This is a genomic window from Corynebacterium glaucum (assembly GCF_002287505.1).
In the GTDB taxonomy this organism is placed as follows: Bacteria; Actinomycetota; Actinomycetes; order Mycobacteriales; family Mycobacteriaceae; genus Corynebacterium; species Corynebacterium glaucum.
In genome coordinates, this window is the sequence record NZ_CP019688.1 from 1,185,492 (window position 1) to 1,201,371 (window position 15,880).

A 15,880-nucleotide genomic window follows, 5' to 3' on the forward strand; every position below is an offset into this window, starting at 1 on the left:
AGGGCAGGCTAGCGCTGAACGGTTCGGAGGCCGCGCATGAGCAGCTCGATGAGCTGGCCAACGACCATAGAGCCGATTGCGATCGTCAGGATGACTGATGTTGCCTGGCTCGAGCCGCGAGAGCTCTGGGCCCAGTCACCCTCAGCGAGACCGTTGAACATCATCGAGGAGCCTTGCAGTTCTTGCTTGCTCAGTTCAATCGGGTTGGCCGTGTTCGGGATCGACGACCCGCGCGCCCAAGCGAGAGCAGCGTCGCGCGCCGGACCCGGCTCCATGCCCCTGGCGAGGTCAAGGAACATCTCGGAGCTGTTTACCGACTGCAGTGGGTTCTCTGCTGGGTTGATGTAGAGCGGATCGTTCGCGGGATCCAACTTCAAGTCTGCCGAAGAGGACGCGTCCTTGTTCTGTGCCGAGGCCATTGGCAGGGCAGTGGCAGAGGAGGCAACGAGTGCCGCGGCGACGATGCTGGAAACGAAAGATTTGCGCATAGCCGAGATGATATCCGGCGGTATCGAAAAGCGCTCAATCCCTCAGCACCTAGCTGTGATCTTGGAGCGTGATGCTGAGGGAAGAGCGGGCGATAAGCGCGGCTTAGAAATTCAATCGCGCGGTGGCCTGCGACATTGCGTCGCGAATCGGCTGCGGGAGCGGCAGGGACGCAGAGTTGAACCAAACGACGCTGAGCATGCCGCCGATCGCCGCCAGGATCGCTGCCAGAACTCCGATGCCCAGAGCGACGGAGGAACCAACCGAAGCGCTTCCGTTGCGAGCATCGTGCTTGCCGGATCCGTCGGCACTCTTGTCGCCACCCTTCTCGCTGCTCTTGTCGCGGTCCTTGTCGTCCGGCGTCGAGGCCGACTCGCACTTAGTGCCGCGCGGAGCCGGAGTGCCGTCCGCCTTGAAGTAGATCTCCTGCACGTCGTCGTAGACGCGGCGCTCGACCTTGACCAGGTCGTAGTTCGAGTCAAGGACAGGGAAGAGGTAGACGGGTGAGGTGGTGAGCTTCGCGGTGATGTTCCCGTCGCAAAGCACTGGCTCGAAGTCCATCTCGAGGTGACCGTAGTGCTTGCCGCCGTCCTTGAGCTGGCGGACGCCGCTCTCGTCGTCGACCCACATTTCCGGCTCGTCGGATTGGGCCATCCACTCGCGGTAGGTGTTGAACTCGATGGGGACGACATTGCCGTCTTCGTCCGTGACACGGTAGTCGCCGCGCAGGCCGTCAGCTGCTACGCCGACGTCGAAGTTGTGGAAGCCGATACCGTCGCCGTCGGTGTCGATCCAGGAGCGCTCGAACATCTCGTCGTGACCCGAGATCACAGCAGCGACGCCGTACTTCTCAAACATCGGGGTGTAGATGCGCATCGGGGTGCCCGGCTGATCATCGGGGTGCTCGGACGCGGTCGCCGTGCCGTGAACACCGGAGGAGTACGGCGAGTGGTGGAACTGGACGATGATGATCTGGCCTTGCTCGCGGGCGTCGGCAAGCTGCTTCTCGGCCCACACCCATTGTTCGGAGCCTTCGCTAAACGACGGCTGGTCCGTGTTGCCTGCCTCGCGGATTCCCTCCAGGGTGTACGCGGTGTTGGTGTCGGTGCCCCAATCGCCCTTCTTGTCGAAGAACTCCTTGTCGTTGCCGGCGATGGCCTTCCCCTTCTCGGCGTCCTTGTCCTCGTCGGGCTGACCGTTGGTGGAGTCGAGGGTGATGATGGTGACTGGGCCGTGGTCGACGCGGTAGTAGGAGTCCTCGTGTGCGGGGTTGTCCGAGCCGAACGTGTCGAAGTAGGTCTGGTAGGCCTTGCGGCCCTTGTGGGAACCGAACGCAACGCCGTCGGTGTTGTAGCCGCCGTTGAGCGCGCCGAAGGTCTCCCAGTTGCCGATGGCGGTGAGCATCGGGGACGACGCGGCGAGGTCGCCGTGCTCGCCGGAGACGTAGCCCCAGAACTCATCCCAACCCGGCTGGTAGCCGGAGCCTTGCGCGAGGTCGCCGGTCACCATGAAGAGGTCAGGGTTGCGCTTCGCGATTGCATCCATGTTGTAGAGCATCGCCTCGTCCTGAGTGAGCGGGTAGCGCGGCTCCAGGATGCCTTGGCGCTTGTCGCTGCCGAACTTCTCGAACCACTTTGAACCCTCGCCCGGGCGGTCCAGAGAACCCTCGGCGAAGGTGCGGTTGCGCTCCCACTCGCGCGCACCGTCGACCTTCGGACGACCGGCGGGTTCGGTCTCGGTGTCCGAGAACGCGATGATGCGGGTGCCGTCCCAGTTGTCCTTGGACGGGGCGGTGGTAAACGAGTTCTTGTAGGTGACGCCATCCAGGGTGACTGCGTAGTCGTACTTGGTACCCGGCGTGAGGTCGGAGAAGGTCACCGAGTACTTGTAGTTGTTGTTGGAGCGCAGCCAGTTCTCGCCCTCGAGGCCCTTGATCTTCTCCTCGTCGCGCTGGGCAACTTCAAGATCGGTGTAGCCGAGGTGCGGCTGGTTCTCGCCGGAGACCTCTGCGGTGCTCAGGGTGTTGCCGCCCTGGGAGAGGGTCACGGTGGCAGTGGTACCCATTTCGCCGAAGAAGTTCACTGACATCGTGGTTCTAGCCGGCTTCTGCAGGTACGGCTTGACGCGGAAACCGGGCTTCGGGTCGGTTGGGTGCTCGGCGACGTAGTTGAACGGGGCGACCGGTGCTCCTGCCGATTCCTGTGCCTGTGCCTGTGCCATGGGGGTGAAGACGATGGAGGAGGCGACTGCTGCAGAAAGTGCTACTGCAGTCACTCGCTTGGATGTGCGCATCATCTGGGATGACCTTTCACTGAGAAGGAACTGTGAACGGTTTTAGTTAAGGCTGGCAACGTTACAAACCCGTGGCCTGAGACTGAATTGTCGGTGAACCTCGGTTCCCTACGCCGTTTGCAGGCGATTACGCGGGTCTGAGACGCTGCGCTACACTCATTTGCCATGCCCCAGTAGCCCAATTGGCAGAGGCAACGGATTCAAAACCCGTCCAGTGTGAGTTCGAGTCTCACCTGGGGCACGAATTTTTTTCTCCCCCTACCGCCCACGTGTTCATCGTGGTTGACTTTCAGTGGCCGAGTGGTGCCGGACACACAGAATTGGAGAGGCGGGGAGCCATGACAGTCACAGGAACGAAACGCCGCGAGCTTCAAGCCGGTCAGGTCGAGCGCACGTACATCGTCGCGGACCGCGGCGAGCGTCCGGTGACGCGCGGGTGGTTCCACGTCGGTGCTGCAATGGCCTTTGCTCTCGCCTCGGCCGTGCTCATCACGTTCTCGTGGATGACGCTGCGGTGGCCGGAGGCGCTAGGCGTCACCATCTACGGCGCAGGCATCATCACGCTTTTCGGGGTCTCCGGCATGTACCACCGCTGGCCGTGGCGTTCAGCGTCCACTGTGCAGTGGTGGCGTCGCGCCGACCATGCGACCATCGCCGTCTTCATCGCGGCCACCTACACACCGCTGTGCGTGATCGCTTTCGAGCCGCGCACGGCAGGAATCATGCTCGCCGTCGCTTGGGGCGGAGCGATCCTCGGCGCGATCCTCAACTTGGTGTGGATCAATCATCCGCGCTGGCTGGACCTCGTTGTGTACATCGGCCTCGGCTGGATCATCGTCCCGCTCGTGCCCACCTTGTGGGCTGGAACCGGCCCGGTGGTTGTCACCCTCATCTTCCTCGGCGGCGTGATCTACACCCTCGGCGCGCTGGTCTACGGCTTCAAATGGCCGGGCCGCGACGCGCGCTACTACGGCTACCACGAGCACTTTCACACCGCGACCATCGTCGCCGCGATCTTGCATCTTGTCGCTGTCTGGATGGTGGTTGTCGCGGCAGGCAACTAGCTAGACTGGTCGGCCATGACCACCAAGCGCCTCCTGCTTATCGACGGCCACTCGATGGCCTTCCGAGCCTTTTACGCCCTGCCGGTGGAAAACTTCTCCACCTCGGGCGGCCAGCACACGAACGCCGTTTACGGCTTCCTTTCCATGCTGGCCAACATCCTCGCGGAGGAGCAGCCGACCCACATGGCGGTTGCCTTCGACGTCGGGCGCAAAACCTTCCGCACCGAGAAGTTTCCCGAGTACAAAGCCCAGCGCGAGGCCGCACCACCCGAGTTCAAGGGCCAGGTGCCGATTATCGAGGACCTGCTCGGCAACCTCGGCATCGTCACGCTCAGCAAAGAGAACTACGAAGCCGACGACATCCTCGCCACCCTCACGACAGAAGCCAAGCAGGAGGGGGATTTCGAAGTCATCATCGTCACCGGAGACAGGGATTATCTCCAGCTTGTCGACGGCTCGACCACCGTGCTTTACCCAACCCGCGGCGTGTCTACCATCACCCGCTTCACGCCGGACGAGGTTGAGAAGAAGTACGGCCTGACGCCCGCGCAGTACCCGGACTACGCCGCGCTGCGCGGTGATCCGTCGGATAACCTGCCCGGCATCCCGAAGGTGGGGGAGAAGACCGCGGCGAAGTGGATCACGCAGTACGAGACCCTCGACCGCCTCATCGAGCACGCGGACGAGATCAAGGGCATGGCCGGAGATAACTTCCGCGAACGCATCGACCAGGTGCGCTTGAACCGCGAGCTGACCCAGATGGAGACCGACGTCGAGCTGCCGGTCGGGCCGAACGAGCTGCAGATGAAGCCGGCGGAGGTCGGGGTGGTCGCGGAGGCATTCGACAACCTCGAGTTCGGCACCAACCTGCGCGAGCGCGTGCTGGCATCCGTCGAGACGACCGGCGAGGAGTCCGAGAACGCTGACACCGTTGAGCTGCCGGACGTGGTTGTGGAGGACGCCCCGCTCGACGAGTGGCTCGCTGCCCGGGAGGGCGAAGGACTCGCTCTGTATCTCTCCGGCACTCCGGCGCCGGGGCAGGGTGATGTCGTGGCGCTCGCGATCGTCGATAAGCAACGAAAAGCTCTGCAGCGAGATGCGAGCGACCTTTCCCCGAGCGAGGATGCGGCGCTGAAGGCGTGGGCGGAGTCGGATGCGCCGAAGTTCCTGCACGAGGCGAAGGCGGCGTTCCACATGCTGCAAGGGCGTGGGATTACGCTGCGCGGCATTGCGCACGACACGACGATTGCGGCGTATTTGCTGCGGCCGGGCCAGCGCACGTACGCGCTTGAGGATGTGTACCAGCGGCACCTGAAGAAGCAGCTTGTCATCGGCGGCGACCAGCTCAGTCTGCTTGGCGATACCTCTTTGACTGATGCCGCGGCCGCAGTGATGGAGCTCTCCGCGGCGCTGGCTGAGCAGCTGCGCGAGATCGATTCTTACGAGCTCTACTCCGACCTGGAGCTGCCGCTGATCAGCATTCTTGCGGGGATGGAGCACGCTGGCATCGCGGTCAATCTCGAGGTGCTCGAGGGGTTGCACAAGGACTATGTGCACAAGGTTGCGCAGGTCGAAGAAGATGCTCGTTTGCTTGTCGACGAGCCCACGTTGAACCTCTCCAGCCCCAAGCAGCTCTCGGTGGTGTTGTTTGATAAGCTCGACCTTCCGAAGACGAAGAAGACCAAGACCGGGTACTCGACGGCCGCGGGCGAGATCGAAGCGCTGGCCGAGAAACACCCGCATCCGTTCTTGGACCACCTGTTGGCGCACCGCGAGTACCAGAAGATGAAGTCCACGATTGAGGGGCTGATCAAGACGGTGCAGCCGGACGGGCGCATCCACACCACGTTCAACCAGACTGTCGCCTCCACCGGGCGCTTAAGCTCCGCCGAGCCGAACCTGCAGAACATTCCGGTGCGCACGGAGGCGGGTCGGATGATCCGCTCGGCCTTTGAGGTTGGCGAGGGCTACGAGTGCCTGCTGACGGCCGACTACAGCCAGATTGAAATGCGCGTGATGGCGCACCTGAGCCAGGACACGGGGCTGATCGAGGCGTACCGAGCGGGGGAGGACCTGCACAACTTCGTCGGTTCGCGCGTGTTCGACGTGCCGATTGATCAGGTGACGCCGGAGCTGCGTCGTCGCGTGAAGGCGATGTCCTACGGCCTGGTGTACGGGTTGTCGGCGTTTGGTTTGTCCAACCAGCTGAACATCCCTGCGGGCGAGGCGAAGCAGATCATGGAGGCTTACTTTGAGCGTTTCGGTGGAGTGAAGCGCTACCTGGACGAGGTGGTGGAGCAGGCGCGTCGAGACGGATACACCTCGACCGTGTTTGGCCGCCGGCGCTACCTACCGGAGCTCACCTCGGACAATCGAATTGCGAGAGAGAACGCGGAGCGCGCCGCGTTGAACGCGCCGATTCAGGGTACGGCGGCGGACATTATCAAGGTGGCGATGATCCGGGTGGACAAGGCGCTGCGTGAGTATGAGTCGCGGGTGCTGCTCCAGGTGCACGACGAGCTGGTCGTTGAAGTTGCGCCCGGGGAGTTGGATGAGGTGCAGACGATTGTCGAGCGCGAGATGGACGGGGCCATTGAACTGCTCGTGCCGCTAGAGGTCTCTGCCGGCACCGGGTCGAACTGGGACGAGGCGGCGCACTAGACGACGCGCGCTGGCTGCGTTGTGAAATGTTTCGAGGCGGGTAGTGGCGGCCCCCATTCCCGCACTACCCGCCTCGAATGCGGCCACCCACCCAGATGCCGCACCCCCGGTACTACCTATTCTCTTTTCCCTCAGGCCCCCCTCCCGAGGCGGCTCCGGACCCGCGCGGTGTACGGACGCTGAGCCTTAGATTTCAGCTCCTTGCTCCCGTGTTTCCGAAGCTAGCTTGAATGCTAAATAAACCCTAAGAATCTGTCTATCGGAAGCTGAGTAAGATTCCCTGGCCGGCGGGGAAAGGCGCACCGGAGAGTTATGAATTAGCAGGGGAAACGTAACCGTTTCGTGATGTTACGAGGGGGTAGACAGCGGGGGGTTTAGCCTGACTTGAAGGTGACGAAGATTGCGGTGCCCGGGAAGAGCGCGCCGCGCTCGGGCGACCATTGGCCCCAGGTCTCGGTGAGTTCAGCGGGCCACTGCGGCTCGATGACGTCGGCCAGCCAGAACCCGGCCATTCCGAGCGCGCGAACCCAGTCGCCGAACGTGCGGTGGTACTCCGCATATGTGAGCTCGCCATCCTCGTCGCGCTCCTCGTAGACGCGGTCGAAGTAGCTGATCTCGGCTGTCAGCGAGGTGGGATCGTCGGGAAAGATCCAACGCATCGGGTGGGTGACGGAGAAGACGAAGCGCCCGCCGGGGCGCAGGACCCGGGACACCTCCGCAAGGGCCGTTTGGATGTCGGGCACAAATGGCAGGGCGCCGAACGCCGAGAACGCGACGTCGAAGGCGGCGTCGCGAAACGGCATGTGCAGCACGTCCGCTTGGACGAGGGCGGGGCCGGTGTTGGCTCGGCGGAGCATCTCGCCTGAGATGTCGAACGCCGCGACGAATCCGACGCCGTCCCGGGCAAGCCACGAAGCGCAGGGGGCGGAACCGCAGCCGATTTCAAGGACTGCGGCGGAAGAGACGTCGCCAAGCAAGCGGAGCTCCTGCTCGCTGAGCATTTCTGGCGACCAGTAGAAGCTACTGAGATACTCTGAGTGCTCGGCGTGGTAGCGCTCGGCGTCGGAGTCCCAGAACGTGCGATTCGCCTGCGACGGTGAGCGACCGAAACTGCTGCTTGGCTCGGGCATCGGCGGGCCGAATCTCCTTCGAACTTGTTTTGCTTTAGCTGGGGAAAGTCATTAGGGTTTCAGGGGCGTATCTATGCGTCGGGGTGGCTAAAGCCGTAATAGGAGGGCTTTGCCGTTCCAGTCGTGAGATCGTATCCCGAGGTCAAGCTTAGGTTCGAGAGATGCGCTTCTGTCAATCACGATCTCCTATTTCTTCGGAGCACATACACTTATGCGCACATCCAACGCACCCCAGGTAGCTATCAACGACATCGGTGGCCCTGAGGAATTTCTCGCCGCAGTTGACGCGACCATCAAGTACTTCAATGATGGCGACATCGTCACCGGCACCGTTGTCAAGGTGGACCACGACGAGGTGCTGCTCGACATCGGTTACAAAACCGAGGGCGTCATCCTCACCCGTGAACTTTCGATCAAGCACGACGTCGACCCGGATGAGGTCGTTGAAGTCGGCGACGAGATCGACGCACTTGTCCTGACCAAGGAGGACAAGGAAGGCCGCCTCATGCTGTCCAAGAAGCGTGCGCAGTACGAGCGCGCGTGGGGCACCATCGAGGAGCTGCAGGCCAACGACCAGCCGGTTACCGGTACCGTCATCGAGGTTGTCAAGGGCGGCCTCATCCTGGACATCGGCCTGCGCGGCTTCCTGCCGGCATCGCTGGTGGAAATGCGCCGCGTGCGCGACCTGGATCCGTACATCGGCCAGGAACTCGAGGCGAAGATCATCGAACTGGACAAGCACCGCAACAACGTGGTCCTGTCTCGCCGTGCCTACCTGGAGGAGACCCAGTCTGCGGTCCGCTCCGACTTCCTGCACCAGCTGCAGAAGGGCCAGGTCCGCAAGGGCGTCGTGTCCTCCATCGTCAACTTCGGTGCCTTCGTGGACCTTGGCGGTGTTGACGGCCTGGTGCACGTCTCCGAGCTGTCCTGGAAGCACATCGACCACCCGTCCGAGGTTGTCACGGTTGGCGACGAGGTCACTGTCGAGGTGCTCGACGTCGATCTCGACCGCGAGCGCGTGTCCCTGTCGCTGAAGGCGACCCAGGAGGATCCGTGGCGCGTCTTCGCCCGCACCCACGCTGTGGGCCAGATCGTGCCGGGCAAAGTCACCAAGCTCGTGCCGTTCGGTGCGTTTGTGCGCGTCGAAGAGGGCATCGAGGGTCTCGTCCACATCTCCGAGCTGGCGCAGCGCCACGTTGAGGTGCCGGACCAGGTTGTCAACGTCAACGAAGAGGTCATGGTCAAGGTCATCGACATCGACCTTGAGCGTCGCCGCATCTCCCTGTCGCTCAAGCAGGCGGACGAGGACTACAACGAAGAGTTCGATCCGTCCCGCTACGGCATGGCAGACTCCTACGACGAGCAGGGCAACTACATCTTCCCGGAGGGCTTCGACCCGGAGACCAACGAGTGGATGGAAGGCTTCGAGGAAGCTCGCCAGGAGTGGGAGGCACGCTACGCCGAGGCAGAGCGTCGCCACCAGGCCCACACCGCGCAGATCGAGCGTCACCGTGCCGCTGCCGCAGAAGCAGCAGAGCAGGGTAGTGCAGCAGAGCCGACCGAGTACTCCTCTGAGACCGAGTACTCCTCCGAGGCCGGTGCCGCAGCTCCGTCGGCATCCGGCGCGGGCGACGATGCTGCACAGAGCGGCTCGCTCGCTTCCGACGAGCAGCTCGCCGCACTTCGTGAGAAGCTCGCAGGCAACTAGAGCTTTCGCTTGACGACGGCCCGAGTCCCCGCAGTGGGGCGCGGGCCGTTTGCCTTTGCTAGCGTGGCCGGCATGAAGCGAATCGGACTCACGGGCGGCATCGGCAGCGGCAAATCAACGGTGGCAGGAATGCTGGCAGACGCAGGGTTTACCATCGTGGACGCAGACCAGATCGGACGCGACATCATGGCCCCCGGCTCGCCAGTGCTCGCGCAAGTTGCGGACGAGTTCGGCCACGATCTGCTTGACGCCGATGGCGTGTTAGATCGTGCCGAGCTTGCCCGCCGAGCGTTCGGGTCGGAAGAAGCGACGCAGCGGCTCAACTCGATTACGCACCCCGCTATCCGGGAGGAAGCGCAGCGGCAGTTTGTCACTGCGGAGGCGCGCGGAGATGAGGCAGCGGTGTACGACATGCCCTTGCTGGTGGAGCAGGGGCTGCACGAGCTTATGGATCTCACCGTCGTAGTAGATGTCGATCCGGAAGAACGCGTACGCCGTCTCGTTGCTTCTCGCGGACTCGACGAGGCGGACGCACGTGCGCGCATCTCGCGCCAGATCGACGACGCCACGCGGCGCGCCGCCGCGGACGTGGTCATCGACAACAACGGTCCGAAGGACGCGCTTGCTCCGCAGGTCGAGGCGTTGATCGCGCAGGCCCGTGCAGAATGAGCAAAAGCTGGATTGCAAACAATAGTTTGCAACCTGAAGTGTTTGTTTTGGACCAACGACATTTACCGGAGCTTTAAGTTCTATTCACTTCCGGGTTCTACAGTCCCCGCCTATGGGAACGTGGGACACCGGACCGTTTGATAACGACCCCGCTGCTGAGGCCGTCGCAAAGCTTGCAGACGGCACGTTCCGCATGGACCAGTTCCGATTCGAGTGCGGCCGCGGTCCGCTGGGCACAGATGAGGCGGAGTCTGTCATCGCGCTTGCGGCGGTGCTGAATGGCCACATTCCGGCTGAAGATGCGGCCGGTGCGCTCGACTTCCCGTTCTCGGTCGACGACCGCCGCTGGATTCGGCGCCACGCCGCGAAGGTCACGTCCCCGGGCGGCTCTGAGCTCTACGAGCTGTGGGCCGAAGCCGGCGAGCTTGACGAGTGGCTGGAGGCCACTCGCAAGTACGCCAGCTAGTTTTTCTGATCACGTTGTTCTCCTAGACTGAGCTGCATGGCTTTTGCTGCAGAACACCCCGTGCTCGCGCATTCAGAGTTCCGCCCGGTCGGCGAGATCGAACGGCGCGAGAAACGGTTCGAGGTCATCTCCGAGTACGCACCGTCGGGGGACCAGCCGGCGGCCATCAAAGAGCTCGACGCGCGCTTGCGCCGCGGTGAGGAAGATGTCGTGCTTATGGGTGCCACCGGTACCGGTAAGTCCGCGACCGCGGCGTGGCTGATCGAGCAACAGCAGCGCCCGACCCTGGTGATGGCGCCGAACAAGACCCTCGCCGCGCAGCTGGCCAACGAGCTGCGGCAGCTACTGCCCAACAACGCCGTCGAGTACTTCGTCAGCTACTACGACTACTACCAACCCGAGGCCTACATCGCGCAGACCGATACCTACATCGAGAAGGACTCGAGCATTAACGACGACGTCGAGCGCCTCCGCCACTCCGCGACGTCAGCGCTGCTCAGCCGCCGCGATGTCGTGGTGGTTGCCTCAGTCTCGTGCATCTACGGCCTGGGCACCCCGCAGAGCTACCTCGATCGCTCCATTGTGCTTCGGGTCGGCGAGGAGGTTGAGCGGGACAGGTTTTTGCGCTTGCTTGTCGACGTCCAGTACGAACGCAATGACATTGACTTCAAACGCGGTGCGTTCCGTGTCAAAGGCGACACCGTCGACATCATTCCCGCGTACGAAGAGGTTGCGGTGCGTGTGGAGTTCTTCGGCGATGAAGTGGATTCCCTGTATTACATCCACCCGCTGACGGGCGACGTCATCAGCCAGGAGGATGAGGTCCGTATCTTCCCGGCGACGCACTACGTAGCCACCGACGACCGCATGGAGCGCGCCATCGAAGACATCAAACTCGAGCTGGCGGACCGTCTAGAAGAGCTGGAGAACCGCGGCAAGCTGCTCGAGGCGCAGCGCCTCCGCATGCGCACCGAGTACGACCTCGAAATGATCCAGCAGGTCGGCTTCTGCTCCGGCATTGAGAACTACTCGCGCCACATGGATGGACGCCCGGCGGGCTCGGCACCGGCAACGCTCATCGACTACTTCCCGGAAGACTTCCTCACCATTATCGACGAGTCCCACGTGACGGTTCCCCAGATCGGCGGCATGTATGAAGGCGACATGTCCCGCAAGCGCAACCTCGTCGAGTTTGGCTTCCGCCTGCCAAGCGCCGTAGACAACCGGCCGCTCACCTTCGACGAGTTCGAGGCGCGCGTGGGTCAGACCGTCTACATGTCCGCGACCCCGGGTGACTACGAACTCGAGGCCTCCGGAGGCGAGTTCGTCGAGCAGGTGATCCGCCCAACCGGTCTGGTGGACCCGAAGGTCTCGGTGCGCCCGACGAAGGGCCAGATCGACGATCTGATTCACGAGATCCGCGAGCGAGTGGAGCGCGACGAGCGCGTCCTGGTCACTACCTTGACCAAGCGCATGGCCGAGGATCTCACCGACTACTTCTTGGATAACGGGATCAAGGTCCGCTACCTGCACTCCGACATCGATACCCTCCAGCGCGTCGAGCTCCTGCGTCAGCTGCGCCTTGGCGAGTTCGACGTGCTCGTGGGCATCAACCTGCTCCGCGAGGGCCTCGACCTGCCGGAGGTCTCGCTGGTGGCGATCCTCGACGCGGACAAGGAAGGCTTCCTACGTTCCACGAAGTCGCTGATCCAGACGATCGGCCGCGCCGCACGTAACGTGTCCGGCGAGGTCATCATGTACGCCGACAGCGTCACCGAGTCGATGCAGGAAGCGATCGACGAGACGGAGCGCCGCCGCGAGAAACAGCTGGCGTACAACAAGGAGCACGGCATCGATCCGCAGCCGCTGCGCAAGGCCATCGCGGACATCTTGGACCAGGTCTACGAGTTCGAGGGTGGCGAAGCCGACGCCAAGGCTGGGGGAGATGGCGCTGAACGGATCGTCGAAAAGCGAGACGCTTCGAACATGGCTTCCGACGAGGTGCAGAAGCTTATCGACGACCTGACTAACCAGATGGCTGCTGCCGCCCGCGAGCTGAAGTTCGAGCTTGCGGGGCGGCTGCGCGACGAGATCGCGGACCTGCGCAAGGAACTGCGTGGTATGAAAGAAACTGGCAACTAAAACGCAGGAAAGCTGGTGTTCTCATGCACTCTTACACATCGATCGCCGTAGGCACGGACGGCTCGGAAACCTCGCTGGTGGCGGTGCAGACGGCGGCAAGCCTAGCGCGGGTTTACGGTGCGACGTTGACCATTATCTGCGCGTATTATTCCGCGTCTGGCTCGATGCTCAACTCCACCAACGCGGAGATCACCCAGATTGACACCGTGTCCGAGGCGGGCGCGCGGGAGATTCTGGCCCGCGCGAGGGAGATCGCCGAGCAGGAGCAGGCGCCGAGCATCAAGCTGGATGCGAAGGCTGGTCAGCCGGCGAACGTCCTCGTGGAATCTGTAGCGGAGCACGAGGTTGACTTGCTGGTGGTTGGTAACCGGGGCATGCGCTCCCTTGCGGGCCGTGTGTTCGGCAACGTTCCTGGCAACGTGGCCAAGAAAGCCCCGGTTGACGTGATGCTGGTGGATACCAGGGTGGAGGGACACAACTAACCCCGACGGACTACACTCAGATTCGTCCTTAGTACATATTCACTACCCGGAAAGGTCTTTGACGACATGGGTTCTTACTACAACACCATCGTGGTCGGTTCGGACGGCTCCAAGTCCTCGTTCCTCGCCGTCGAGCGTGCCGCCAAGATGGCCGAGGCGTTTGGTGCCACGCTGGTGATCGGCACCGCGTACTACCGCTCCGAGGAGGACGCGTCGAAGTCCCTGCGACAGGACTCCGTGACCATCCTGGGCGATGACGAGGCGCTGAAGAACCTCGAGGCCGCTGCTGACCACGCCCGTGCCGCTGGTGCGAAGGAGGTGGAGACCGCAACCCGCCCGGGCACCCCGGTCGAGGCGCTTATGGCGATTGTGAACGACAACAACGCTGAACTGCTCGTGGTGGGTAACCGCGGCATCAACTCCCTGACCGGCCGCCTGCTCGGCTCCGTGCCGGCCGATGTCGCACGTCAGTCCGACTGCGACGTGATGATCGTCCACACGGTTACGGAGTAAGCTCCCCAATCACCGACAGGGTCTGTGTGGCCCGGGTGACTGCAACGTAGAGGTCTTGCCACCCTTGTGGCGAGGCCTCAACGATTTTCTGAGGGTCGACCACAATCACGTGGTCGAACTCGAGGCCCTTCATTTCCGCGACATTCTCCGCCGAAATAATCGCGGTCAGTCGGCCATCCAGGCCCGCACGCACAGTCTCTGGGTCGGTTCCAAGGGGGAAGTGGGCCACAGGAACGCCAGTAGAGCGGATGCTTATCGACGAGCTCTTGGCAGCGCCACTTTGTTCCAGCACCGCATCGGCGTACTCCATGATCTCCGCGGGGGTGCGGTAGTTCACCGTGAGTTCGTGGAGCCGGTAGCGTTGCGCCACGAAGGGCTCGAGGGTGGTGCCCCAATCGTCGGTACCGGCAGGCGACGAGGTCTGGGCGATGTCGCCGACCAACGTCATCCAGCGCGACGGGCAGCGCCGGAAGACCATCCGCCACTCCATCGGCGAGAGTTCTTGGGCCTCGTCCACGATCACATGACCGTACGCCCACGTCTGATCTTCGCGTGCGCGCTGCGCCGTGGAGCGGATGTCGCGCACCCGCTGGCGCGATGCGAGCGTCTCAGCGTCGATCACGTCTGCTGCCGAGAGAATCTCGGCCTCGAACTGGTCGTCATCGTTGTCGGTTGCTTCTGAGGACGCGAGAATGTCCAGCGCGTCCTCCGCCTCGGCGACCTGACGGCGCCATTCCTCTTCCTCGCGGCGGCGCGTTTCCTCCGCGTCGTCGATACCGATGAGCACCGCGAGCTCATCGATGAGGGCCGTGTCCGAAGGGGCGAAAGGCTCGCCGGGCGCGCGGTAGAGCGCGTTTTGCGTGTAGTCGTCGTAGTCACCCGCGGCCTCGACGATCCGGTCGTGATCGGTGAGTAGCGAATCGAGCACTTGGGTTGGGGAGAGCAGTGGGAAGTGGTCGTCGATAAGCACTTGCACCTGCGGGTGCTCTGTTAGGTCGTCGTGCAGCTGGTCGACGTCAGCGGCGGACAACAGGTTTGCGCCGCCAAGCGGGTCTTCGCCGATGCGAACAGCGAGGGCTTCGGCCAAGAGCTGGGTGAGTTCCTCCGCGAACACCGCGCGAGCAGGATTGTGCGGTTTGCGCGAGCGGCGCGCACGGGTGCGGGCGGCCTTGACCATGGCGGGCGTGGCTTCGATTCTGACGCCGTCGATATCGAGGGGCACCGGGTGCTGCGGAACCGTCTGGTACGCCTGCACGGAGCGCTTGAGAATGGTCACCATCTCCGCAGACCCCTTCACCTCGCGGGCGGCGGCGGACTCCGCGCTCCGCAGCGCGCGCGGGGTGAAGCCAGGCACGAGGTTTTCCAGTGTCGAGAGCACGACGCCGGTCTCACCGAGTTCAGGCAAAACCCTGGAAATGTAGTCCAAGAACGTGTTGTTGGGGCCGATAATGAGGACGCCCGTGCGTGAGAGCTGTTCGCGCCACGTGTAGAGCAGGTACGCGACGCGGTGCAGGGCGACCGCAGTCTTGCCGGTGCCGGGCCCGCCTTGGACCACCATCACGCCGCGGGTGGAGTCGCGGATGATTTCGTCCTGCTCGCGCTGGATAGTCTCCACAATGGATTGCATGTGACCTGTGCGAGCCTGGTTCATCGCGCGGCGGAGCGCAGCCTCGGAGCCGACGTTGGTCTCGAGCGGTTCAGTACCGTCACCAGAGAGCACCTCGTCGTCGACCGCAGTGACGGCGCGCCCGCGCATCCGGATGTTGCGGCGGGTTTCCACACCTTCAGGGTTCGCGGTCGTGGCGAGGTAGAACGGGCGAGCCTGCGGCGCGCGCCAGTCCAGGAGTAGGGTGCGGTAGTTGTCGGCGCGGTCATCGATGCCCATCCGGCCGACGTATCGCCGGTCGAGGTCGACCCGGTCTGGAACTGGGTTGGAAGGATCCTTATCCGCGACATCGACGCGGCCGAACACAAGCCCGATCTCGGCAATACCGAGCTGGTCGAGTTTCGCGTTCAAGGAGTGGTACTCCGTCTCGCGCCGCACAAGCGCATCCGCGTCGGGGTTATCGGGGTCTACGTCGGCCTGCACCGCAGCGAGTTTTGCGCGGGCAGACTCGACCTCGGCGCGGAGGTGATCGAAGAGCACGTCGACGTAGGCCTGTTCTTGCTCTACCGGATTCGTCATCTCATGCTCCTTACTTCGTCAGCCGGATCTTCCACCGTACTCATGCGAAACGGCCCCGTCCGCTGGGGTATTCCCAGGGGCG

12 protein-coding genes and 1 tRNA gene are annotated in these 15,880 nt (G+C 63.2%); 9 read left to right on the forward strand and 4 right to left on the reverse strand.

Features of this window, described 5'->3' with window-relative positions:
• Window positions 1–8: 8 nt before the first annotated feature.
• Window positions 9–488, reverse strand: a complete 480-nt coding sequence (locus tag CGLAU_RS05810; RefSeq protein WP_095659872.1) for a hypothetical protein — start codon at window positions 486–488, stop codon at window positions 9–11.
• Between the two features lie 103 nt (window positions 489–591).
• Window positions 592–2,781 (reverse strand): metallophosphoesterase family protein, encoded by a 2,190-nt coding sequence (locus CGLAU_RS05815; protein WP_095659873.1) that lies wholly within the window; start codon window positions 2,779–2,781, stop codon window positions 592–594.
• A 164-nt stretch (window positions 2,782–2,945) separates the two neighbouring features.
• Here CGLAU_RS05815 and CGLAU_RS05820 point away from each other — a divergent pair.
• From CGLAU_RS05820 to polA, 3 genes are all read left to right on the forward strand, one after another.
• A tRNA-Leu gene (locus CGLAU_RS05820) sits at window positions 2,946–3,019 on the forward strand.
• A 97-nt stretch (window positions 3,020–3,116) separates the two neighbouring features.
• Window positions 3,117–3,842: a PAQR family membrane homeostasis protein TrhA gene (gene trhA / locus CGLAU_RS05825; protein ID WP_095659874.1), complete on the forward strand. Its 726-nt coding sequence runs from the start codon at window positions 3,117–3,119 to the stop codon at window positions 3,840–3,842.
• Between the two features lie 15 nt (window positions 3,843–3,857).
• Window positions 3,858–6,503, forward strand: a complete 2,646-nt coding sequence (gene polA, locus CGLAU_RS05830; protein ID WP_095659875.1) for a DNA polymerase I — start codon at window positions 3,858–3,860, stop codon at window positions 6,501–6,503.
• A 374-nt stretch (window positions 6,504–6,877) separates the two neighbouring features.
• Here polA and CGLAU_RS05835 read toward each other — a convergent pair whose 3' ends face one another.
• A complete protein-coding gene (locus CGLAU_RS05835; RefSeq protein ID WP_095659876.1) occupies window positions 6,878–7,633 on the reverse strand; it encodes a class I SAM-dependent methyltransferase in 756 nt (251 codons plus the stop codon).
• 211 nt (window positions 7,634–7,844) lie between these two features.
• On the opposite strand from CGLAU_RS05835, the gene rpsA reads away from it, so the two are divergent.
• From rpsA to CGLAU_RS05865, 6 genes are all read left to right on the forward strand, one after another.
• Window positions 7,845–9,341 carry a 30S ribosomal protein S1 gene (rpsA, locus tag CGLAU_RS05840; RefSeq protein ID WP_095659877.1) on the forward strand — a complete coding sequence of 499 codons (1,497 nt, stop codon included), beginning with the start codon at window positions 7,845–7,847 and terminating at the stop codon, window positions 9,339–9,341.
• Window positions 9,342–9,413: 72 nt separating this feature from the next.
• Window positions 9,414–10,010 (forward strand): dephospho-CoA kinase, encoded by a 597-nt coding sequence (gene coaE, locus CGLAU_RS05845; protein ID WP_095659878.1) that lies wholly within the window; start codon window positions 9,414–9,416, stop codon window positions 10,008–10,010.
• 112 nt (window positions 10,011–10,122) lie between these two features.
• Window positions 10,123–10,476, forward strand: a complete 354-nt coding sequence (locus CGLAU_RS05850; RefSeq protein WP_095659879.1) for a DUF4259 domain-containing protein — start codon at window positions 10,123–10,125, stop codon at window positions 10,474–10,476.
• A 36-nt stretch (window positions 10,477–10,512) separates the two neighbouring features.
• Complete coding sequence (uvrB, locus tag CGLAU_RS05855; RefSeq protein ID WP_095659880.1) at window positions 10,513–12,618, forward strand: excinuclease ABC subunit UvrB; 2,106 nt, start codon at window positions 10,513–10,515, stop codon at window positions 12,616–12,618.
• Window positions 12,619–12,641: 23 nt separating this feature from the next.
• Entirely contained in the window at window positions 12,642–13,100 is a 459-nt protein-coding gene (locus CGLAU_RS05860) for a universal stress protein (RefSeq protein WP_095659881.1), read from the forward strand.
• 66 nt (window positions 13,101–13,166) lie between these two features.
• Window positions 13,167–13,613, forward strand: a complete 447-nt coding sequence (locus tag CGLAU_RS05865; protein ID WP_095659882.1) for a universal stress protein — start codon at window positions 13,167–13,169, stop codon at window positions 13,611–13,613.
• On the opposite strand, the gene CGLAU_RS05870 is transcribed toward CGLAU_RS05865, so the two are convergent.
• Window positions 13,603–15,798 (reverse strand): HelD family protein, encoded by a 2,196-nt coding sequence (locus tag CGLAU_RS05870; RefSeq protein WP_095659883.1) that lies wholly within the window; start codon window positions 15,796–15,798, stop codon window positions 13,603–13,605. The two genes, CGLAU_RS05865 and CGLAU_RS05870, sit on opposite strands and share 11 nt — an antisense overlap.
• Window positions 15,799–15,880 lie beyond the last annotated feature (82 nt).